General features: G+C 52.0%; 23 protein-coding genes. 4 read left to right on the plus strand and 19 right to left on the minus strand.

Annotated elements, in window-relative coordinates:
• Window positions 1-2: 2 nt before the first annotated feature.
• From MHH28_RS14185 to MHH28_RS14205, 5 genes are all read right to left on the minus strand, one after another.
• Window positions 3-935, minus strand: a complete 933-nt coding sequence (locus tag MHH28_RS14185) for an ABC transporter permease (RefSeq protein WP_405117087.1) — start codon at window positions 933-935, stop codon at window positions 3-5.
• A 226-nt stretch (window positions 936-1,161) separates the two neighbouring features.
• The gene (locus MHH28_RS14190; protein ID WP_405115914.1) at window positions 1,162-2,880 is read right to left on the minus strand and encodes a peptide ABC transporter substrate-binding protein; all 1,719 of its coding nucleotides are present in this window, start codon (window positions 2,878-2,880) and stop codon (window positions 1,162-1,164) included.
• Between the two features lie 150 nt (window positions 2,881-3,030).
• Window positions 3,031-3,390: a DUF3397 domain-containing protein gene (locus tag MHH28_RS14195; protein ID WP_405115916.1), complete on the minus strand. Its 360-nt coding sequence runs from the start codon at window positions 3,388-3,390 to the stop codon at window positions 3,031-3,033.
• Window positions 3,391-3,423: 33 nt separating this feature from the next.
• A complete protein-coding gene (locus MHH28_RS14200; RefSeq protein WP_405115918.1) occupies window positions 3,424-4,404 on the minus strand; it encodes a ketopantoate reductase family protein in 981 nt (326 codons plus the stop codon).
• A 134-nt stretch (window positions 4,405-4,538) separates the two neighbouring features.
• Window positions 4,539-5,186 (minus strand): RsfA family transcriptional regulator, encoded by a 648-nt coding sequence (locus MHH28_RS14205; RefSeq protein ID WP_405115920.1) that lies wholly within the window; start codon window positions 5,184-5,186, stop codon window positions 4,539-4,541.
• Window positions 5,187-5,532: 346 nt separating this feature from the next.
• On the opposite strand from MHH28_RS14205, the gene MHH28_RS14210 reads away from it, so the two are divergent.
• The gene (locus tag MHH28_RS14210; RefSeq protein WP_340752288.1) at window positions 5,533-5,769 is read left to right on the plus strand and encodes a DUF2626 family protein; all 237 of its coding nucleotides are present in this window, start codon (window positions 5,533-5,535) and stop codon (window positions 5,767-5,769) included.
• A gap of 171 nt (window positions 5,770-5,940) precedes the next feature.
• The gene (locus MHH28_RS14215) at window positions 5,941-7,077 is read left to right on the plus strand and encodes a coiled-coil domain-containing protein (protein ID WP_405115923.1); all 1,137 of its coding nucleotides are present in this window, start codon (window positions 5,941-5,943) and stop codon (window positions 7,075-7,077) included.
• On the opposite strand, the gene MHH28_RS14220 is transcribed toward MHH28_RS14215, so the two are convergent.
• Both MHH28_RS14220 and MHH28_RS14225 read right to left on the minus strand, forming a co-directional pair.
• Complete coding sequence (locus MHH28_RS14220; RefSeq protein WP_405115925.1) at window positions 7,069-8,301, minus strand: extracellular solute-binding protein; 1,233 nt, start codon at window positions 8,299-8,301, stop codon at window positions 7,069-7,071. The genes MHH28_RS14215 and MHH28_RS14220 overlap by 9 nt on opposite strands.
• Before the next feature lie 384 nt (window positions 8,302-8,685).
• Window positions 8,686-10,017: a PhoH family protein gene (locus MHH28_RS14225; RefSeq protein WP_405115927.1), complete on the minus strand. Its 1,332-nt coding sequence runs from the start codon at window positions 10,015-10,017 to the stop codon at window positions 8,686-8,688.
• Window positions 10,018-10,123: 106 nt separating this feature from the next.
• Between MHH28_RS14225 and MHH28_RS14230 the strand changes: the two genes are divergently transcribed.
• The gene (locus tag MHH28_RS14230) at window positions 10,124-10,699 is read left to right on the plus strand and encodes a YhcN/YlaJ family sporulation lipoprotein (protein WP_405115929.1); all 576 of its coding nucleotides are present in this window, start codon (window positions 10,124-10,126) and stop codon (window positions 10,697-10,699) included.
• Between the two features lie 80 nt (window positions 10,700-10,779).
• Here MHH28_RS14230 and MHH28_RS14235 read toward each other — a convergent pair whose 3' ends face one another.
• The 6 genes from MHH28_RS14235 to MHH28_RS14260 form a co-directional block, all read right to left on the minus strand.
• On the minus strand, window positions 10,780-11,232 hold the full coding sequence (locus MHH28_RS14235) for a pyridoxamine 5'-phosphate oxidase family protein (protein ID WP_405115931.1): 453 nt from the start codon (window positions 11,230-11,232) through the stop codon (window positions 10,780-10,782).
• A gap of 100 nt (window positions 11,233-11,332) precedes the next feature.
• The gene (locus MHH28_RS14240; RefSeq protein WP_405115933.1) at window positions 11,333-12,283 is read right to left on the minus strand and encodes an LCP family protein; all 951 of its coding nucleotides are present in this window, start codon (window positions 12,281-12,283) and stop codon (window positions 11,333-11,335) included.
• A 252-nt stretch (window positions 12,284-12,535) separates the two neighbouring features.
• The gene (locus MHH28_RS14245) at window positions 12,536-12,838 is read right to left on the minus strand and encodes a YlaH-like family protein (protein WP_405115935.1); all 303 of its coding nucleotides are present in this window, start codon (window positions 12,836-12,838) and stop codon (window positions 12,536-12,538) included.
• Window positions 12,839-12,988: 150 nt separating this feature from the next.
• Complete coding sequence (typA, locus tag MHH28_RS14250; protein ID WP_405115937.1) at window positions 12,989-14,833, minus strand: translational GTPase TypA; 1,845 nt, start codon at window positions 14,831-14,833, stop codon at window positions 12,989-12,991.
• Between the two features lie 253 nt (window positions 14,834-15,086).
• A complete protein-coding gene (locus MHH28_RS14255) occupies window positions 15,087-15,599 on the minus strand; it encodes a hypothetical protein (protein WP_405115939.1) in 513 nt (170 codons plus the stop codon).
• Between the two features lie 209 nt (window positions 15,600-15,808).
• The gene (locus MHH28_RS14260; RefSeq protein ID WP_405115941.1) at window positions 15,809-16,468 is read right to left on the minus strand and encodes a TerC family protein; all 660 of its coding nucleotides are present in this window, start codon (window positions 16,466-16,468) and stop codon (window positions 15,809-15,811) included.
• Window positions 16,469-16,652: 184 nt separating this feature from the next.
• Between MHH28_RS14260 and MHH28_RS14265 the strand changes: the two genes are divergently transcribed.
• Window positions 16,653-17,342 carry a TerC family protein gene (locus MHH28_RS14265; protein WP_405115943.1) on the plus strand — a complete coding sequence of 230 codons (690 nt, stop codon included), beginning with the start codon at window positions 16,653-16,655 and terminating at the stop codon, window positions 17,340-17,342.
• Here MHH28_RS14265 and thiI read toward each other — a convergent pair.
• From thiI to MHH28_RS14295, 6 genes are all read right to left on the minus strand, one after another.
• Window positions 17,324-18,565, minus strand: a complete 1,242-nt coding sequence (thiI, locus tag MHH28_RS14270; RefSeq protein WP_405117090.1) for a tRNA uracil 4-sulfurtransferase ThiI — start codon at window positions 18,563-18,565, stop codon at window positions 17,324-17,326. The two genes, MHH28_RS14265 and thiI, sit on opposite strands and share 19 nt — an antisense overlap.
• Window positions 18,566-18,619: 54 nt before the next feature.
• Window positions 18,620-19,771, minus strand: coding sequence for a cysteine desulfurase family protein (locus MHH28_RS14275; RefSeq protein ID WP_405115945.1), 1,152 nt, complete (start codon window positions 19,769-19,771; stop codon window positions 18,620-18,622).
• 111 nt (window positions 19,772-19,882) lie between these two features.
• Window positions 19,883-20,593 (minus strand): lytic transglycosylase domain-containing protein, encoded by a 711-nt coding sequence (locus tag MHH28_RS14280; RefSeq protein ID WP_405115947.1) that lies wholly within the window; start codon window positions 20,591-20,593, stop codon window positions 19,883-19,885.
• 155 nt (window positions 20,594-20,748) lie between these two features.
• Window positions 20,749-21,159, minus strand: a complete 411-nt coding sequence (locus tag MHH28_RS14285) for a hypothetical protein (protein WP_405115949.1) — start codon at window positions 21,157-21,159, stop codon at window positions 20,749-20,751.
• 13 nt (window positions 21,160-21,172) lie between these two features.
• A complete protein-coding gene (locus tag MHH28_RS14290) occupies window positions 21,173-21,394 on the minus strand; it encodes a DUF1540 domain-containing protein (protein WP_405115951.1) in 222 nt (73 codons plus the stop codon).
• Between the two features lie 153 nt (window positions 21,395-21,547).
• Window positions 21,548-22,045, minus strand: coding sequence for a YpuI family protein (locus tag MHH28_RS14295; protein WP_405115953.1), 498 nt, complete (start codon window positions 22,043-22,045; stop codon window positions 21,548-21,550).
• Window positions 22,046-22,236: the final 191 nt, after the last annotated feature.

A 22,236-nucleotide genomic window follows, 5' to 3' on the forward strand; every position in this document is an offset into this window, starting at 1 on the left:
CGTTAGCCCTCCTTTCCGCCAGATAGTTTGATACGCGGATCTATAAACACATAAGCAATATCTGTGATAAATCGTGCTACCATAAGCAGTACACCATAGAAGATAGTAATCCCCATAATAACGGTATAATCACGGACACCGATCGCTTCGACAAATTGCTTGCCGATCCCCCCTATACCGAAGATCTGCTCAATGACTACCGAACCGGTTACGATGTTAGCCGTCATTGGTCCCATATAGGTTACCACCGGCAGAATTCCGTTGCGCAGCACGTGGCGGCTCAAGATAGCTGCCCAGCTTAAGCCTTTGGCCTTAGCCGTCTTGATGTAATCGGCGTGTAAGACCTCTAGCATACTTGAGCGCGTTAGCCTCGCTATGAAGGCTATCGGCTGCGCCGAGAGTGCAGCTACAGGCAAGAAATAATACATCGGCCCTTTGAACCCGGATACCGGGAACATATGCAGCTTGTAGGCAAATACATATTGCAGCAGCGAGGCGACTACAAAGCTCGGAACCGCAATCCCCAGCACCGCCAGCACCATTGCTGCACTGTCAATAAACTTGCGGTGATAGAGTGCCGCCATCATGCCGAGGAAGACTCCGACAATAACCGACACAAGAATTGCGATAAGCCCCAGCTTCAGAGACGCCGAGAACGTCTGGCCGATCAAGTGTGTTACATCCTGATTCAGACGCTTCATGGATACACCCAGATCGCCCTGGGCGATTTCACCCAAATACTTAAAATACTGATGATAGAGCGGCTTGTCGAATCCATATTGCTCGTATAAACGCGCTTTTATTTCAGGTGGAATCTTCTTTTCAGCCGTAAACGGGTCCCCCGGAATAGCTTTCATCAGAAAAAAGGTCGCTGAAATCAGCACAAACAGCGAAACGATCATATAGAAAAACTTATTGGCAATATAACGAACCATCCCCATCAACACCTCCTTCGACTTTTTTCGAGACACATAATTAGATTTTATGAAAAAAATGGCCATTTGTCTAATTTCTTATTTTGTAAGTTCGTGAAATGTTTAACAAAAAGCCCGAAATGCAAAAAAAAGGGATATATATGGAATTCCACATATATATCCCGAAGTGTAAAGCTCCCTTCAGACTATCACTATTCAGTTATATAAGCTGAAGGTTTTGTCATTCTTAGTGCTCAAGCAGGTAAGCACGAGTGAAGTCAATTGCACCGCTGAAGTCAAGAGTAATACCTTTGAGGTACTCTTTAGTCAGGGAGTTGTTGGTGTAGTAGTAGAACGGAATCAGGATCATGTCATCCTGAATGATCATTTTCTCAGCTTTAGCAAACAATTCTTGGCGTTTTGCCAGATCAGAGCTTGTCTTCGCTTCGTTAATCAGCTTGTCATACTCAGGGTTAGCGTAACCTGTATCATTGTTACCGCCGCCTGTTACCCACATATCGAGGAAGGTCATCGGATCATTGTAATCTGCAGTCCAGCCGGCACGTGCGATCTGGTAGTTCAGGTTCTGACGGTTATCGATGAATACGGCCCACTCCTGGTTCACAGTGTTAACAGTGATACCCAGAGCTTGTTTCCACATGTCAGCTACAGCCAAAGCGATTTTCTTGTGGCCTTCACTTGTGTTGTAAGACAATTCAACCGGTGGCAGTGCAGTCAGACCTTCTTCAGCCAGACCTTCAGCCAACAATTTCTTAGCTCCTTCAATATCTTCTTTGAAGTAGTCGTCTTTAACTGCATTACGGAATTCACCGTCAGCGCCGGCGATACCCGGAGGTACATAACCAAATGCAGGGATTTGTCCACCCAATGTTACGTTGTCGATCAGTGCCTGGCGGTTAATGGACATTGCCAGAGCTTTACGAATTTTAGCGTTGTCAAACGGTTTTTCTGTGATGTTGAATTCATAGTAGTAGGTACTTGCGATACCTTTTCTCTGGAATTCGTTAGGAAGCTCTTTTTGTACGATTGGAATCTGTTCCTGCGGGATTTCACCGTGAGGTGCGCCAGCACGGTCCAGTTCGCCGTTCTTGTAGCTCAGCAGTTCAGTTGCGCCGCTGTTAACCAGGGAGAAGTCGATTTTGGCCAGCTTGATGTTGGCAGCATCCCAATATTTATCGTTCTTGCTTACTTGCAGGGATTGGCCGGTAGTCCACTCAGTCAATGTGAATGCACCGTTAGTGATCATAGTGTCTTTATTTGTAGCCCATTTTGCATTACCCTCAACGGATTTGTGTACAGGGTAGTACGTATAGAAGGACAGAAGTCCAAGGAAGTAAGGAGTAGGTGCTTTCAGCGTAACTTCAAGAGTTTTCGCATCTACAGCTTTTACGCCCACTTGACTGAAATCTGTAATTTTCTTTCCATAATATTCTTCAGCATTTTTCAGGTAGTACAATTGATAAGCGTAAGGTGCAGTAGGATCTGTGTTAGGGTCGAGCACGATTTTCCATGCGCGAACGAAATCAGCAGCTTCTACAGGGTCACCGTTGCTCCACTGTGCATCACGCAGGTGGAACGTATATACCAGTCCGTCAGCGGAAATATCCCACTTCTCGGCAATACCTGGCTCAGCCTGGCCAGTCTCATCATTCATGCGGGTCAAGCCTTCATACATGGTCTTCAGGACGGTGTTGGCTTGGCTGTCCTGAGCTTGTGCAGGGTTAAACGTAGGTGGTTCTGCAGTCAGGTTAACTCTAAGGGTCTGGTCAGCAGCCAGCTTCTCGTCACCTGTTGTTCCTGTGTTCGTGCTGCCTTCGGGTGCAGTCGTCGCCGCTGCATTGGTGCCGCTGTTCGCATTGTTCTTGTTACCGCCGCAGCCAGCAAGCACTGTGCCGATCACCAGAACCATTGCGATCATGAGCAATAGACTTTTACTCTTCTTCATCTAGCAGTTCCCCCTAAATAGAATGTGGTATATGGTTTATGATTATACAACCAGTGGTCAAAAAAATCTAGAGCAATATTTTCTGAAAACGACTTTTTTTTAATTCTTTAAAATTTTGTGACGTTGACGCTTCACCGGAGCAGTGGAACATTACATCGCTTGTGATATGTATTGAATGAGGCCTACCACCATAAATAATACGTAGCCTACGCCCAGGAAAAAGAAAGAAAGACGCCACACTGCACGAAGTAATCGTTTTCCGTCCACCCCGCCTTTGAGGCGGTTTTGCGCGCCGCCAATCAGTCCGGCGGATATTAATACAATAAGTAGTATAAGGAAGAATCCAAAGCTTGAGTCAAAAATAATATTAAACAGTCCTGAAACTGACAGCAATAAAAATAAAGTGGTTATGTCCATCGCCATCATCATTGTCTTCCTCTTATCATGCCTCAGCCCGATTCCTGCGAAATACACAATCAAAAAAGGAACAATCGGAATAACGCTTAACACGCCGAACGAATTCCGGAGAAATTCCAAACAGCCTCACCCCTCCCTCACAGTCATGCCTTCCACCAGTCCGCAGATCCAGCGGTGCAGCGGAGCCTCGATGCCCCGCTCCAGCCCCATCTGCACAATACTTCCATTAATCCAGCGGATTTCCGTCTCTCTGCCCGCAAGCACATCGGCCAGCATTGATGAAGTATTGACCGAGGTTGCGCGGCATACTTCAAGAATGGCCTCCCAGGCATGGCGCTCAGGGATAATCCCGCAGGCCTCGAATATCCTGACTGCCTCTGTGTACAGTTCCTTCATCAGCTGTACACGTTCAGGGGAGGCCGGCAATTCGCCGTTCCGGACCCGCCAGATGGCGGTTAGAGGATTAATGACAGCATTGATCAGGAGCTTCCGGTAAATGATGGTATCCACTTCTTTCGACAGTGAAGCGTGAAATCCTGCTGAGGTGAGCGCTTCTATGAAACTAATTATGGCGGCAGAATCAGCCGCCTGCCCATCAGTTTCATGAATATTTATAGGAGAGCTGCTCTTTCCTATACATATTTCCCCTTTGCCAGCGTGAATAACCTCTGTTAATGTTTTCCTCTTGGCCGCCTCTGTCGTAACAGCCGCCCAGATGGATGACCCCGGCAGCAGCTCTCTGAGCAGCTCCAGATGTCCGCACCCGTTCTGGAACCCTATGACTATAAGCTTCCTGTCTTTCAGCGGCCGGAGAATGGCAGGCAGAGCTTCATGAAGCACCTTCTGCTTGACCGTTATCAGCGTAACTTCCCCGGGCTCGGTCAATTGACGCTGTGTATATTCCTCTACCGGTGCAGCAGAGAAGCTCCCGCCCGGAAGCAGTAACGCCTCTCCATCCTCTTCATAGCTGACGGTCAGCCCCTGCTCGGTTAGCGCCCTGCTCTGCTTCTCAGTCCTGCACCATAGCCGCACTTCGGCTCCGCCAGTGATCAGCCTGCCTGCAAGCAGCAGCCCCAGAGCCCCCGCACCTATCACATCTATTTTCATGCTAACGCTGCCCCCTGCCAAGCTCCAATAATTTTCCTAATTATATCCTGCCTGTTCCTGCAAAAGCAAAACAAAAAACCCTGCAAATCCGTGGCAATGACGCACTCGGACGCAGGGCTTGCTGCACTACTCTTCTATTCAATCCGTTCCAGGTTTCCGTTCGCATCCATTTTGAAGCGGGTTTTCTCTTCATCCTCTTCATTAAGAAAAGCCAGCCTGCGGGCACGGTCCATAATCTGGATCAGCGCCTTGTAATCATCATTGACCACACGGTAGTCGCTCTGGGCAAGATTAACCTCTCTGGATAAGCGTTCATTCTCAACTCTCAGCTCTGAAAGCTCCTCTTCCTTCTCCCGCAGATCGCGCTCAAGCATCTTAAGCTGTCTTCCGGCCTCCTGGAACGTTCCCTTCCATTGACGCAGGAAGCGGATGACGGCATCGATAGACAAGCTGTTCTCGCTTAACCCTTCGCTGCGGCCATAGTCTTCCTCAATGTCACCGAGAATCAGTCCGGCTACCTGCGCTCCGCGTGATGCAGGCTGTTTTTTCAGATAGCTCCGCTTCTGGCGCTGGCCTTTGGCAATCCCGATGGCATCCTCGTAGCTTTTGCGTACGCAGCTGTTCCAGCGGAAACCGCAGGCAGCCGAAGTTCTGCCGATTTTTTCACCCACCTCTTCAAAAGCAGCAAGCTGTGTGCTGCCCTCGCGGATATGACGCAGCGTTATTTCTGCCAATATCAGATCATCTTCCGCACTCCAAGCATCCTGTCTAACGGCTGTCATAAAGCCTAACCCTCCTAACAACATCATGAAATAACCATCTTCAGAACCGGCAGCTCCGCCGGGTAGTGAATAGGGATAAAAGCTGCTTACTCCATTTCTATGCCTCTATTAGAGTTCATAGAATCTATTTGATACTAAATTGTATTGCCAATTTGTCTGCACCTCATACTACCTCTGCTATAAATTCTCTTTTTCGGGGCAGAAGGCTTGTGTCAATAATAAAAATCATATTATTTATGAATTTTTGTGTTTTTTTCAATGAATTCGTTTACAGTGTTTTAGAGAGACGTTATAATAAATGGTAATCAGCTGTTAGCCGGATTCATACTGGAAGGGGGACCCTCTCTTGGACCGCATGTTTCGCGTATTGGGATTTTTTACACTCACCATCGGACTTATGGCTTTTGCCGGTAATCTCACGGAAATGGCCCTGCTCTTCTTTTTGCAAACCGCTTTTTTTGTCATCCTGGGCTATATGAAATTTACGGAAAAGACCTACATCCTGCTCTTTTGGGGGTATATGATCCTGACGTTTACAGGCTTCAGCTACTGGACCATATTTGAAATGGGATTGCCGCTCTAAGTCATATATATTGAAAAGAACGGATATGGCTTCTTGCCTTAAGGAGCCTGTCCGTTTTTTTGTTTGCAGAATTGTAGTTCCGGGAGCCCCAAAACAGGGTATGATATTTTAACAGGCTGAAACATATCAATAGTACATACCTGTCTAACTCTGTTCAAGGTGGTGGTGCAAGTGTTATCCCGTAAATCTGTCCGCCGGATATTCGCAGCAATGTTCATCCTCACCTGCATCGTCATGCCGCCGGCTTCTCCGGTATTTCTGTCCGCCGGTTCCGGCTCCACTCCGGGAGTCAGCGCTCCGCTGCCCTCCATGCCGGATGATGAAGAGACCCGCAAGCTGCTGGAGCAGACGCTCTCCTCTGCAGAGCTCGAACGAGAGATCACCCGGATTACCGCTGAACAACAGACGCTGGAGCGCAAAGCCGCTGAGCTGGAGAAGCAGGCTGCCGCCAAGCAAAGTAATATCGCGGATCAGCAGGAACGGGCGGGCGCCGTTGTGCGTGCCTATTATATGGGAGAACGGGATGGACTTCTTAGTGCATTCCTCTCCGCCAAAAGCATCAGCAGGGTAATCGCTCTATTCGATTATTATGAGATCATTATGGGGCAGGACAAGCGAACGCTCACGCAATATGAGACGCAGTATAAGGATTTGAAAAGCACGCTCACGGCCGCCCGGCGCAGCAGTCAGGAGCTGGCCGAGCTCAAAACGGCGCTGGAAGAGCAGCAGAAGCGTGTGCTCGCTTTAGACAAGGAGATTGCAGGCGGGATTCAGGCCAGTACAGATCCTGAGAGTATGGAGCGGCTGCTGGAGGAGTTCAGTAAATATTGGGAGAATATCGGACTGCATGAGGTGCGCAAGTATTTCAAAGCGCTGGCTTCAGCGATGAAGCATTTGCCGGAGTTCGTCCAGAGCCGGGATGGCGTGCTGGAGCGCAAGGGGATGACCTATAATCTGGCGCTTTCGGAAAAGGATTTGAATGAATTCCTGGTTACCCAGAACCCGCTGTTCCAGGATTTCCGGTTTGTCTTCAAGGATAATTCCATCTCGGCAACGGGGAAAAGCGGGGGCTTGTCGCTGTCGCTGACCGGCCGCTATACCATACAGCAGGAGCCTGTCAACGGCTTGATGTTCCATGTTGATCATGTGGTGTTCAATGGCCTGGAGCTGCCGGATACCACCCGCCAGGCACTGGAGGAAGAGTTCGATCTTGGCTTCTATCCTTCCAAAATCGTCTCCTTCCTGCAGGCCACCGAGGTCGCAAGCTCGGACGGCATCCTGCATGTGAAGCTGTCCCTCTCATTCTAAAGCAGGCTTCACAAAGGCTTGATAACCGGCTGCATCCAGCTTGCCGGTTATCAGACCAAGCGCCGCGTCCGCCCTCCGGTTCCACTCTGCCTCAGTCCCGGAGCCGGGCGTGTTATCCTCTGCAAGGAACCACCCGGCCTCCATCGGCAGCAACCCGAGCTTGGGCTGGGCTGAGCGGTACAGCTCAGCCAGTGCAGGCAGACGGTCGGTGTTCTCCAGCCATTCCAGCTGAGCCGTGTCTGAAGTGACATAAGCGAGCCATTTGACCGCTGCTTCCGGGCTGCCGGACTGGGCAGGAAGGGCAAAAAAGCGGCTGTCGATCACCTCCTCATTCGGTACGCCCTCCTGCTTCTTCGGCATCTGCACCGCCAGTGTCGAATTCCCGTGCTTCTTCCACTCCGAGAGCGGCACAGCCGCCACCGCAACCTTCCCATCCTGCAGCAGCTCCCAGATCTCCTTGTTGAACCGGCTGGTCAGATAGAAATAACTGCGCGCTGCTTCTGTCCACTGGGCCTGCTCAAGGCCGGCGGACAGCAGGCTGCTGCCCATGCTATGCAGCACAGCGGCATACCCGTACGGATTCCGCGTATCCATCGCCAGCAGATACCGCTTCTTCTCCGGGTCCACCTTCACCCGGCCAAGCAGCTCGTTCCACTGCGCCAGACTTGCCGGTACCTCTGCAACCCCCAAGACGGCGAGCCGCTCCGGCGAATACACCAGGACATATGGATCGATATCCAGCGGCACTCCCCAGTTATATCCGTTCCACTGCATCTGCGGAATCAGCATCGTCAGCGGTGTGCTGCCCGGAACACTCTGATAGATATCTACAGGCAGCAGATATCCCCGGGTCGCCAGATCATAAATACTATGACCGTCCAGCATCACAATGTCAGGGCTTGTCCCAACGGTCAGCTCCTGCTGAATCTGCGCCCCACCGTCTTCCGCTTCAACATTCTTAAGGTTCACATCCACTCCGCTGGATAAGGTGTACTCTTTGCTGATCTGCTCCAGCACGCTGAATTCCTCCGTGCTGAGCGAGACGCGGATCTGGAGGCTCTGGATCTCTCCTGCTTCCCCTGAAGGAGGACGCTCTGATTGGTCCAGCGGCTGTCTGGGCGGATAGCTTCCATGATCCGTATTCAGCTCCATGCTGGGTGACAGGCTTGTCAGCGCCAGCAGCAGAACTGCAAACAGCAGCCAGTAATTTTTGCGTTTCAGCACATGCGCCCTCTCCTTCAGCGTTTCTTATTCCTCATTTTAGCAGAGATGCAGGCGCTTGTCTTGGGTTGTGAAAACGTTCTCTTTATATAGAAGGAAACGGCGGGATTGTTCAGTGCAGGTTAAAACCCCGGTGCGCAAGACGCTGCGTGTGCGGATTATTCTTCCGATCGCTGTTAAAGCCCGATTTCTTATTCAGTAATGGATTAGAGGTTGAAATCGGTCTTTAAAGGCGAACGTTACGCTTCTCCAGAACAATTCCGCTCCCTCCGCTGATTGCACCTTTTAACTGCACAAAAACTCTACCCCCGCTTCCGGGGGCGGGCAGGTAAAAGCCGGGAGTGGTTAGCTCCCGGCTGGAATAAAGTTTGTGAGGTGTTTGGCTGGTTACAGCAGATCGGCGGCCAATTGAGCCAGATGCGAACGCTCGCCCTTCTCAAGGGTGATATGTCCGCTGATGCCCTGCTGCTTGAATTTCTCCACGATATAGCTGAGACCGTTGCTCGCCGCATCCAGATAAGGATGATCAATCTGCTCGGGGTCACCCATCAGGATCACCTTACTGCCCTCGCCGGCCCGGGAGACAATGGTCTTCACTTCGTGGCGGGACAGGTTCTGCGCCTCATCAATGATAATGAACTGCGACGGAATGGAGCGTCCGCGGATATAGGTCAGCGCCTCGACCTGGATGCTTCCCAGGCCCATCAATATTTTATCAATATCCCCTGCCTTCTTGGTATCGAACAGGAATTCGAGATTATCGTAGATCGGCTGCATCCATGGACGGAGCTTCTCATCCTTCTCTCCCGGCAGATAGCCGATATCCTTCCCCATCGGGACGACCGGACGGGCAATCAGCAGCTTCTTGTATTTGTGTTCATCCTCTACCTTGAATAATCCGGCGGCGAGCGCCAGCAGTGTCTTGCCGGTTCCCGCCTTGCCTGTGATGGTCACCAGCGGAATATCATCATTCAGCAGAAGCTCAAGCGCCATCCGCTGCTGCGCATTCCGGGCGCTGATGCCCCATACCGCATCGTTGCCGAGATAGAGCGGTTCCAGACGGGAGGCATCGCTGTTGACCTTCAGCAGAGCGGATTTGCCGCTGCCGATCTCGTCCTTGAGAATTACGAATTCATGCGGATACAGCGGATAGGACAGCGACAGCTGCTTCGTGGGCAGGAAGCGGTGGCTGTAATACTCATCGATCACTGAAGGATGCGCCATCAGCGACTGGCAGCCGGAGTAGAGCTCATTCAGATCTCCGGTCCGGTCGGACAGATAATCCTCCGGGGTTATACCAAGCACATCCGCTTTGATGCGGACGAGAACATCTTTACTTACAAGTACCACAGGACTCGGGTCAGGCTTCTCGTTCTCCTCATGGAGATAATTGAGCGCTACAGCCAGTATCCGGTTGTCATTCGAGACTTCGCCGAACATCTCCTGTACCTTGACGAAGCTGCGGTGGTTAAGCTCCACCTTCAGCGTGCCTCCATGGTCCAGTACCACCCCGCTATGCAGGTGGCCCAGCTCCCGGAGCCCGTCTAACAGACGTGATACGGTGCGGGCGTTGCGGCCGATTTCATCGGCATTACGCTTCTTGGAGTCGATTTCTTCCAGGACTACAGCAGGAATGACCACCTCATTCGCCTTGAAAGAAAAAATCGAATTGGGGTCGTGCAACAGCACGTTGGTGTCCAGTACGAATATCTTTTTCATGTTATCCCCTCCACAGCGCCTGGTTTGATTGATCATACATAACTCTATTCAGCAAGGGCAAGATAAGGGAAATCACTGATTCACAGGCTGAAAGGAGTACGCACATATGAGAAAATCAATGTGTCTGTTGCTGGTACTGCTGCTGCTGACAAGCTGCGGTATCGCTAATAAAGAGACATCACCCTCTCCTCAGGATAAACAGTCGGCTGAAGCGGTACACAGCCAGGGGAACCGCGAAGTGCGGCCATTGTCGCAAGATGGTGCAGCCGTACAGGAGCCCACCCCGGATTCGGGGCAACCTTCAGAAGGCAAGCGCGAGAGCGATATTGCACTTAAGGATCATTTTGAACAATTAGCACGAAGAGTCCCCGGTGTGGAAGGCGTCCACTGCGTCGTTATGAACAACGTTGCCGTGGTCGGCATTGATGTAGACGGTGCCCTTACCCGTTCGCGGGTCGGAAGCGTGAAATATTCGGTAGCCGAAGCGATCCGCAAGGACCCGAGGGGCGTCAGAGTTCTGGTTACTGCCGACATGGACCTCAGCAGCAGGCTGGCCGAGATGGGCAAGCATATCTCCAAGGGTAACCCGGTCTCGGGATTCGCCTCCGAGATGGCCGACATTATCGGCCGGATCATCCCGCAGCTGCCGGAGGATATAGAGCCGCAAGGGAATACAAGATAAGCTTACGCCTCACGCAACCGGATATGCTTCAACTCCATAATAACCCAATATTTGGACAAAAAAAGCCTAGTGACAGCACACTAGGCTTTTTGCATGGCGGCAAACACTTGTCCGTCCAGCTTCTCAGCCGCACGTGCATCGTATACCTTCGCGTATTTTGGAGCAGATTCCAGGTGTGCACCGTAGAACAGCGCATTGCGGACCGCTTCAATCTCAATATCAAAACAGCACATCTTAAACGGAACATCCGGCAACGGGTCGAGCCGAACCGCAGCATGACCGTTGATGGCATGCACCGTCCCTTCGCCAAACACGGTAATCGTTACCTTCGGGTTAACCTTCATGTTGTTCACCAGTCTGGAGCGGTGGTCCACAGCCAGCCGGACAATGGATGGGCTCACAGCATAGATCCAGGAGATCGCAGTCGACGTAGGACCGCCGAATTCAGCATCCACAGTGTTAAGAAGAACAAACGTCTCCGACTGCAGCATAGCTAGCAGAGTTTCATTGAGCTGAGCAACGGCTTCAGACATAGTTACAGGCCCCCTATGCGGCATGAATGCATTCAATTTATTATATTATAGCACAGGACGAAACTTGCATTCAATTTACAGATTGTACCCTGCCCCGCTCTCAACGCTGGCCTGAGACCACTGTAGCGGACTCACCGGATATCCGGTCCTGGAGGCTTTTCCTGGCTGCGTCCAGCTCCTTATCGTTAATATATACATAGGGACTGCGCCAGGTTCCGGTTACCGGCACATATTCGACATTTTCCTTGGAGATATCCCAGTAAGTAGCGATCAGGCTTTTAATCTGCGCATTCTCTATATCGCTCTCCAGATTATTATCCACCGCATCCAGCACCCGGCCGATTTTGAGTACGCCGCCCAGCGACTGCATCTGGGAGATCAGTGAAGTCAATACCTCGTTCTGGCGCTTGTTGCGTTCAAAATCATCCGAAGGCTTCGTAGAAGGCTTGCAGTTGGACTTGCGGTAACGCACATAATCCAGCGCTTTATCTCCGTTTAGCTTGGCTTCGCCTTTTTTGAGATTAATATCGGTACCGTCCACACTGTCCGTGTAACACATATTGGCACTGATATTAACGTCCACGCCCCCGAACTCATCCACAATATCCCGGAAGCCCTGGAAATCCAGCACGGTCGTATAATCGACCTTAATGTCCAGATATTTGCCCATCATCTTCTTCATCTCATCCTCGGCCCGAGTCCCGGAGGTCTTCTCCTTGCTCTTGAAGCGGGAGTAAAAGGCATTGATCTTCGTCTTCTTGTATCCGCTAAGCTCTACATAGGTATCGCGGGGCAAGGAGACTACCGTTGCCGATTTGGTCTCCGGATTCAAGGCCGCGACCATAATTACATCCGTCAGGTTAGACGGGTGCTTCGGACGGTTGTCCGTGCCGAGCAGCAGCATCGTCAGCGGCTTCTCTGAGGCGGATTGTCCTGCCGCAACCGGCTGGTCCACTCCGAAGCCTCCCTGGTCAACCTTCCAGTACAGATACCCTGCGTAGCCTAGTGCCCCTATTACGGCGACCAAGAGAATCACGAGCAGGACTCTCATCAGCCGGGCGAAGAATCCGCGCTTTGGCGGTTTTTTCTTTCTGGTTGTGTTTCTGCTTGTATTTTTGGTTGTGGTTGATGCAGAAGTTCTGGACTGTTGTCTGTTATTGACGTTTCCTTGCTGGCCGTTCCTTCTGGGTGGCAGATTGCCCTTGCTTGTATTCATAATCCCTTTAGTTCCTTTTCATTCAACTGGATTAGAAGCAGATCACTTCGTAATCAATTAGACGAACCCGGTGTTCAAAAGTTGCGCTTAGTGCCGTTTCGCAGCATCCGCAGCCGCAGCCTTCCGCTTCTGCCGGGCCTCCACCAGATAGCGGACCCGTACAAGCAGCATCAGACCGACCGCCACCAGCAGGCACTGGATGATTGGCAGCTTGTCGTGCTGGAAGATAAGAAGCATGCCCGAGCCCAGCGCCATCATCAGATAGAGTACGATCTCTTTGCCGACCGGCAGCTTCTGATTGACGCGGAATACTTGGTTATACACATAAGTCAGTAATATAAAAATGACAATGTAAGCGACAACTGGATGCTCAGCGAACCAGCTTTGCATAGCCCGTCACTCCTCCCGGATATAAGTTTCGCTTACATTATATCACCCGCAGCCGTTTTATACTGCTATTAATCCCTGCAATTTGAAAGATCGCGTCCGGCACAATGAGAAAAGCCGCCGGATTTTTCCGGCGGCTTGAATGGCAATCTCTTAGGCTTGGCTGGCTTGCGCCGCCTTACGCTGTTTCTCTACACGTTCGCGCTCGCCCTTGTTCAGGATCTTTTTGCGCAGACGGACAGATTTCGGAGTGATTTCACAATATTCATCCTCATTCAAATATTCAAGCGCGCCTTCCAAAGAGAAGGTACGTGGTGTCTTCATCTTTACAGTATCATCTTTGCCTGAGGTACGCATGTTGGTAAGTGCTTTTTCTTTACAAATGTTGACGATAATATCGTTATCACGAGTATGCTCGCCTACAATCATACCTTCATAAATTTCTGTACCTGCATCCAAGAAGAGAATACCGCGATCCTCAACACCCACGATTCCATATTGGGTGGTTGTTCCACTTTCACTTGCTACAAGCACACCTTGATGACGTCCGCCAACTTGGCCGCCAATCAGTGGAGCATAGCTGTCGAAGGCGTGGTTCATTACACCGTAGCCGCGTGTCAGTGTCAGGAAGTGCGTGTTATAACCGATCAGGCCGCGTGCCGGAATCAGGAATTCCAGACGGACTTGGCCGGTGCCGTGGTTGATCATGTTGACCATTTCGGCTTTACGGCTGCCCAGACTTTCCATAACGGAGCCCATGCTTTCTTCCGGAATGTCAATCATGAGGCGCTCAAGCGGCTCGGATCTGACACCATCGATGTCTTTAATGATTACTTGTGGTTTAGACACTTGCATCTCATAACCTTCACGCCGCATATTCTCGATCAGAATACCAAGGTGAAGCTCGCCGCGTCCGGATACGATGAAGGCGTCAGGGGAATCCGTCTCATCCACACGCAGGCTGACATCCGTTTCCAGCTCTTTGAACAGACGCTCACGCAGCTTGCGGGAAGTAACCCACTTGCCTTCTTTACCTGCGAACGGGCTGTTGTTCACGAGGAACGTCATCTGCATCGTAGGCTCGTCAATCTTCAGAACCGGCAGTGCTTCCGGATGCTGCGGATCAGCAATCGTCTCACCGATGTTGATGTCCTTGATACCGGCAATAGCCACGATGTCGCCTGCGCCGGCTTCTTCTGTCTCCACACGCTTCAGACCCTGGAAGCCGAACAGCTTCTCGATACGGGCAGTCTTGCTCTTGCCGTCACGCATGATGACTGTAACGGATTGGCCTTGCTTGATTACACCGCGGTTCACGCGGCCAATGGCGATACGGCCCAGGTATTCGTTGTAGTCCATCAGTGTTACCAGGAACTGCAGCGGCTCATCAACCTTCTCAGTTGGAGCAGGGATATGCTCAACGATGGTTTCGTATAGTGAAAGCATGGTCTCATCCTGCTTCTCTGCGTTCATGCTTGATGTGCCGTTAAGCGCAGAAGCATAGACTACAGGGAATTCAAGCTGGTCGTCACTGGCTTCAAGCTCGATGAACAAGTCCAGCACTTCATCAATGACTTCCTTCGGACGCGCAGCCGGACGGTCAATCTTGTTCACGACTACGATTGGGGTCAGGTGCTGTTCCAGTGCCTTGCGGAGTACGAACTTGGTCTGCGGCATGCAGCCTTCATAAGCGTCAACAACGAGCAGTACACCGTCAACCATCTTCATGATCCGTTCTACTTCACCGCCGAAGTCAGCGTGTCCAGGTGTATCTACGATGTTAATCAGGAACTCTTTATAAGTAATTGCTGTATTTTTAGCTAGGATTGTAATTCCACGTTCGCGTTCGATATCGTTAGAGTCCATGGCGCGTTCTTGAACGTGCTCGTGTGCGCTGAAAATCCCGGACTGCTGGAGAAGCTGATCGACGAGCGTTGTTTTACCATGGTCAACGTGGGCAATGATCGCAATGTTACGGATATCTTTTCTTGAATGCATGATTTGTATCCAAATCCTCTCATTTATCAAATTAAAACTGTTTAAATTCTTAGCATGTCACGGCAGTCTCACAAAAGAAGCGCCAGGCAGAAAGCCGACGCTCCAACATTCCTTAATTTTATAGTGAAAGTACTATGAAAAGCAAGTCTTTTTCTGAAAAAAACGTTGCCAAGTCCGCTTAAATTTTCTATTTTCTCATCATATCCGGCTCCGCAGTCTTATATGGTCCCATCATGACGTGTTGCCGGCCTGATTACCAGCCACCGTTCCACTTCTTGCGGCTTCCCGGCCAGCCTCTTCCCAGCATCAGCCACAGTCCCGCAGCCACCAGCACAGCGCCGAGCAGATAGAGCGCCCCGGTACCGAGCAGTGTGAAGATCACCAGCACAAGGCTAAGCAGTCCCAGAATTACAGCAGCGGTGGTCAAGCCCCTCGTTCTGACTGAAGCATACAGCGAATATTCGTACAGTCCTACCGCGATCCCCAGCAGAAGAACAGGCCATAAGTGTCTCATGAGGTCCCAGCCCCACGTATTACATAAGCCGAATAGCAAGCCGTACACTGTCAGTATGCCCGCAGGAATGAGTACAGATGCAGAAGCACGGCGGGTGAAAAAGAGCACATGCAGGAACAGGCCCGGAACCAGAAGGATGAGCGGCCATAAGGCCCGTCCCAGAAAACCGAACACCCCCAGCTTACCCAGCAGAATTACTAGGCCGGCGGCGGCGATGAGCACACCCAGTTTCATGTCATTTTTGGAAGACATCTTTCACCTATCCCTTCAAAATTCGTGTCTTTTCACTGGTCCCTGCCCCTTCAGCAGTCCCACCCGGGCGACAGGTTTCCTTTTATTTTATCTGAAATACTCATAAAATACCATCATTCTTCAGCGTATCCCAGGACCTTCTCCGAAAAAAAGAAATAAGGCTGCACCAAAGCCTTCCAGCTTTTGGTACAGCCTATTATTGCCGGTTTCTAGCTCGCAGATACTTTCCGGCGCTTCAGCATCCCCGTGACCACAACGATAATTCCCAGCAGCATCGGCAGCATCGCATGAAGCGTCGGCAGCAGGAATGATATCACCGGGCCGAATTTGGCATCCTGCAGCAGCATATTCCCGGCGGTATACGCCAGAATGTAGGCGCCGATGAAGACCAGCACCGGGAAGCGGTGCAGCCAGCCCACGATAATGCTGCTCCCCCAGACGACAATCGGAATACTGATCGCAATCCCGATTACAATCAGCGCCAGATCCCCTTTGGCAAGCCCGGCAATCGCCAGCACATTATCCAGACTCATGATGAAGTCCGCCAGCAGTATGGTACGTACCGACTTCCAGACGCTGGGGCTTCCCTCGATACGGAGCTCGTCCTCGTCTTCGAGCAGCAGCTTGAAGGAAATCCAGAGCAGCAGCATCGCTCCTCCGGCTTCAATATAGGGAATCTTCAGCAGCAGTACTGCGGCGAAGGTCAGGATGCAGCGCAGCGCGACCGCTCCGGCGGCCCCCCACCAGACGGCCAGCCTCCTGTGCTTCTCCGGCAGATTCTTGCTGGCCATCGCAATGACCATCGCATTGTCCCCGCTGAGCACCAGATTAATCATTAAAATTTCACCAAGCAGCAGTAATGAATCCATCCACCTCAGCCTCCCTGAACTCCATGTATCTACATGTATGCCCCAGGGCGACAAGCTATGCTTCTTGTCCCGCTATTTTAGAAACTGCGCATGTGGAGACGGATTGCCGCGTATATCTATAGTCTCCGGCTGACCGCCCGTAAGGGAGAGGCAAGCCTACCACATCTATTAGGAGATGACCGGGATGAATACATCCGCTGCGGATTTCATATTAGCTCTGCTGAATATCGTGTTCCTTGATCTTATTCTGGCTGGCGACAATGCCATTGTCATTGGCCTGGCCGCGCGGAACCTCGCAGGAAGCCGGCAAAAGCAGGCGATTCTGCTCGGTACAGGCGGCGCGGTCATTCTGCGTATTATCGCCACTATTCTTGTAGTATGGCTGCTTAAGATTCCTTGGCTGCTGGCCATCGGCGGACTGCTGCTGATCCTTATAGCCTATAAGCTGCTGGCCGGCGGCAGTGCGGATACGGATATCCAGGCCGGCGGCACCCTGTGGGCGGCTGTGCGGACTATTGTGATCGCAGATGCAGCGATGGGTCTGGACAATGTCATTGCCATCGCCGGTGCAGCCAATCATAATATTACGCTGGTTGTGCTGGGACTGCTGATCAGTGTGCCCATTGTGGTCTGGGGAAGCACCCTGTTCATCCGGCTGATCAACAGATATCCGTGGATTATCTATCTCGGCTCAGGCGTGCTCGGATTCACAGCCTCCAGCATGATTACCGGCGAGAAGGTAATTGCCCCTTACTTCAAGGCACATCCGCTGCTGCACCTTCTGTTCATCGCCGCCGTGATCGCGGGTATCCTGGCCGCCGGGCATTGGAAGCGCCGCCGGACAGCCTTCGCTGTTCAGAACCACTCTTCCTGAAGGCCTGCCTGCGCCGGTACCAAGTCTTCAGGCTTCTCCTGGCCATAGGGTGTAATCATTACCGTCTCGGTTGCGGCAACCGCCGTATCGAGCATGGCCTGATAGCCGGGCAGCGTCGCTTCAATCTTGTCTACAATCCGCAGATTGGGATTCGTCGTCGGTGATTTGGGCACGAACAGCGTACAGCAATCCTCGTAGGGCAGGATGGACAGGTCATACGTACCGATGGTCTGGGAGAGCCCCACGATCTCACTCTTGTCCATCATCACCAGCGGGCGCAGCAGCGGCAAGGTTGTTGCCCGCCCGATCACATTCATGCTGGGCAGCGTCTGGCTCGCCACTTGTCCCAGACTGTCTCCGGTAATCAGCGCGAGCGCCCCCTCCTTCTCAGCAAGCGCAGTAGCAATCCGCAGCATGGCGCGGCGCATCAGAGTAATAATCAGATTATCCTGCCCGATTCCGGCAAAAGAGGTCTGCACCTCCGTGAACGGTACCAGATGCAGCTTGATCACACCCGCATAACGCGACAAGACACGCGTCAAATCTACAACCTTCTGCCGGGCAAGCTCGCTTGTGTAAGGATAGCTGTAAAAGTGGACACATTCCACCTCCAGTCCCCTGCGCATGGATGACCAGCCCGCAACCGGACTATCAATTCCGCCGGAGAGTAGCAGCATAGCCTTGCCGTTCGTTCCCAGCGGGAAGCCGCCGACTCCGGCAATATTCTCACAGAAAATGAGTGCTTGTCCTTCTCGAATCTCAATCTTCAGTTCCATATCGGGAGACTTCACATCTACCAGCAGCCCCGGATAGCCTTGCAGCAGCGGTGTAGCGATAAGCTTATTCATCTCTATAGAACCGTAAGGGAATTCCTTCCACACCCGGCGGACGCTAACCTTGAAGCTGGTTCCCGCTGCCGGAGCAACAAGCTGGAGGAAGGTGCGGCTGGCCGCAAGAATATCCTCGAATTCCGGCATGGACACCTTCACCGGGCTGATCGAGGCGATCCCGAATACTTTGACGAGCGCATCCGTTAATGCTCCAGCCGGTTCCCCGTTCAGCTGAACATAGATCCGCCCGAATTCCCGGGTCAGCTTCACATTCGGATACGGCTTAACCATCTCTCTGACATGGCGCAGGATGGTCTTCTCGAACCGGCTGCGGTTCTTTCCTTTCAAAGTGAACTCCCCAAAACGCAGCAGGAGCAAATCGGCATAGTCCATGCTGCTTCCGTATCCGGCATTCTGTACTCCGGTACCTGTCTCATTTGTCATTGGTTATTTCATGCCTCCTTCTGCGATCTTTAAGGATTGGACAGCTGCCAGCAGTGCGTGCTCCAGCTGGCTGACATCCTGTGCGGTGTGGCTGTCCCCCAGGCTGATCCGTATGCCGCCAAGCGCAGCAGCGGTATCCCTGCCCATGGACAGCAGAATCCGGCTCGGCTCGGCCAGACGCGAGGAACAAGCGGAGCGAGTAGCGACCGCCATCCCGAGCTCCTCCAGCCTGCGGGCCAAGACCTCTCCCTTCATTCCGGGGTAAGAGAAGTGCACAATATGCGGCGCCCCGTCCTCTCTGCTGTTCAATACAAGTTCGGGAATCCCGGATATATAATTCTCCAGCTGCGCCTTCAGCGGACGAATCCGGGCGGTGAATTCCTCGCGCCGTTCTCCGCTCAGCCGCATGGCCTTGGCTGAGGCTACAATATTCGGCACATTCTCTGTCCCTGCGCGCTTGCCCTGTTCCTGGGAACCGCCAGTCAACAGGGGGAACAGTGTGACCCCTTCTCTAACAAAGAGAATTCCTGTCCCGCGCGGACCGCGCAATTTATGTGCGGACAGGCTGTACAGATCTGCCTGCCAAGCCTTCAGTGGAGCCTCAAGCTTCCCATAGCCCTGCACGCCGTCTACATGGAATAGGGTCCGCCGGTTCACCGCCTTCACCTGCCGCCCGATCTCCCGCAGCGGCTGTACCGTACCAATCTCATTATTCACATGCATGACACTGACCAGCACGGTATCCGGCCGGACCGCAGCGGCAATCCTTGAAGGTTCGATCACTCCCTGCGGGTCTGGTGCTACGAAGGTAACCTCCCAGCCCAGCTTTTGCAGCTGGAGACAGCTCTCGTAGACCGAAGGATGCTCCAGCTCAGTAGTCACTATATGCCGTCCTCTGCTCTGATACTGGAGTGCAGCCCCTTTGACCGCGAGGTTATTGCTCTCGGTAGCGCCTGAGGTGAATATGATTTCCTGCGGCAGCACATCAAGCGCTGCTGCGCAGACCTCGCGCGCACGCTTGATCAGCTTGTCCGCTTCTTCTCCTGCCCGGTGCAGGGAAGAGGGGTTGGCGAAGTGCTTCTTCATCACCTGCTCCAGCGTCTGCACCACCTCGTCATAGGGAGGGGCAGCAGCGGCATAATCCCAATACAGCATATATCGGCGTTCTCCTTTGTTGATCAGAATTCATATTTGCTTATATTTTGCAAAAAGGATCAACCGGCCTGCTGCCGCAAAAGTTGCGGGAGATTCCGTTTGATCCTTATATTATAACGCGTATTGCGCGCGGGCGCGTTCTATTTTGGCAATATAGGCCTGAGTCTCCTTAGGAAGCCCGGAGAGGTTCGCCATAAGCTCAGCATCGCTGCTGACTCCAAGCTTGTTCACCCGGCCCGGCCCGGCATTATAGGCGGCCAGCGCCATCTTCTCCTCCCCGTCATACCGCTTAAGCTGGTAGGAGAGGTATCGTACACCGCCGTCAATGCTCTGAGCAGGATCGAAGGGATCGGAGACACCCAGTCCGTTCGCTGTTCCGTCCATTAACTGCATCAGTCCTTTGGCACCGGCAGAAGATACGACATTGGGATTGAACGAAGACTCCGTATCAATCACCGCCTTAATCAGATCAACCGGAACACCATATTTACTGCTGGCGGTCTGAATAAGCTCTTCATAATCCGTCGGCACCGTCTGCGTTATTTCCCCGGAAATGTCACCCTTAGCCTCTGCCGCTTCCCCAAGCTGCTGCCACAGCAGACCATCCATAGATGAGGTATCCGCAAGAGCAACGTTTGTGCTTCTATTGCTGCTGCCTGTAGTTGAAGTTGTTCCGGCTGCCTGCTGAAGCATCGCGGTGAACGATGCCGCAGAGGAGCCCGTCACTCCTGGACTCACTTTGTTATCCTCACGCTTCATGCTTGAGCTTCTCAAGTCTACCCATTTCAACTGACCGCTTGGCGCAGCGGCATTGATTGACATGCATCCATTCCCTCTTTCACGCTAAGTCTTATATTTGAACTGTACTATTTATTCACAGTAATTACTATATGCCTAAGCGAAAAAACAGACCTCAGACCTGCATAGTTAGGTCTGATAGCCTGTTTTGAACATGAGATGTGGGGATTCAGCCTGCTCTAACGGGCGAAAGGAATTAAGACAAAATAGCTTAAAGCAGATACAATTCCCAGCCCCATCGACCAGGCCCCGGCAGATTTTTGTCCTTTGGTATAGGCATAATACCCCAGGACAGCGGCAATTGGCCCCAATATAATGGACCATATGAATAAAGAGACGACACCGAAGCCCAGGCCGATATAGCCGATTCTCCGGTCCGTTCCCTCGCTCACGCCCCCCGATGTCCGCTGAGCGTCACCGTCCAATCCCGCAGTGCTCTGCAGCTGCGAAGGGAGCGGGCTAAGCTCGGCCGCATACTCTTCATTGTGGCTTCTGTCCCGGCGGGGGTAATCGACTCTGCTGCGCGGGCGCAGAATTACTTTTCTGCGGGCGGAGCGGTCCACTTTGGGTTCATCATTCGGATTATCCATAAGGGCCTCCTTCTCAGGCGTTCGGCTTGAACGTCAGACAACAGGTTGCGGATGAGGTCTCGGCATGGTCATGATGATTATTTGCCGTCAGCTCTTCTGCGTATTCCTCCATGTAACGGCTGCCTGCATGCTGATCGATCTCAATGACAATTTCCTCGGCACGGCACAGGTTCTGTTCTCCCCAATAATGGCAATTGCTCACACTGCATTTCACAAGCGGTTTGACGTTTGTCATAATGATCACCTCCCCAAGTATTATGCCCGCCGTGAATTCCGGATATGCGGCTGCGGGCTGTCATCCTGAAGACAGCAAATAGGCCGCCCCAAGCAGCCAAGTCGGCAGTTGGAACAGCCCTTTTACATAAAAGATCAAATCCTGAACAATGAATTACACCTGATTCTGCATCCGCTTCTCCGTCAAATAATCATTCTCGTAATAAGTCAGATCATCACGCAGCTCCTCATAGACCTTGGTGATCTCCATAATGATGTCGCGTGCCGGACGGACAGGCTTCTTGCGGAAACGGATCGCATCCTGCCCGGTATAGGCGTAACGTCCATCTTCCGAATAACTCTCATTCTTGGGATAGAAGAAGTTATTGACGCCGAGATGATATACATTATATAGCGCTTTTTGCGCGAAAGTTTCATCGAAGGTAGCGCGGCGCAGTGCGAGCCCAAGCTTCTCATAAGACATTTCCGAGAACACCAGCAGATGGCGGAGATCGGACAAGAACCCCCGATAGAAATGTAGTGTTTCTTCATCCTCTTCGGTCACAAGCTGCGGCAGTGCATGCTCATTCAGGAACAGTTCCATCTTTTCGATAACGGATTTAAGCTTCTCTCTCGTCGACTCACACAATTTCTGCACATTGGCTGCTGACATGGCGGTTGCTCCCCCTTATTGTTCCTTGCAATAGTAGTTGTTAATGACACTAAGACACCTGCGGTTGTACTCTCTTGATAGTATCACAAAATCTCTTAACCCTCCACCGTACCCCGGAAGGCGCTTACTTTCTGATATTAACATAAAACCAAGGGCGGCGGTATCCTTTTCGCGAGATGCATAAAACCGGC

It is taken from the genome of Paenibacillus sp. FSL K6-1217, assembly GCF_045040735.1.
GTDB lineage: Bacteria > Bacillota > Bacilli > Paenibacillales > Paenibacillaceae > Paenibacillus_AQ.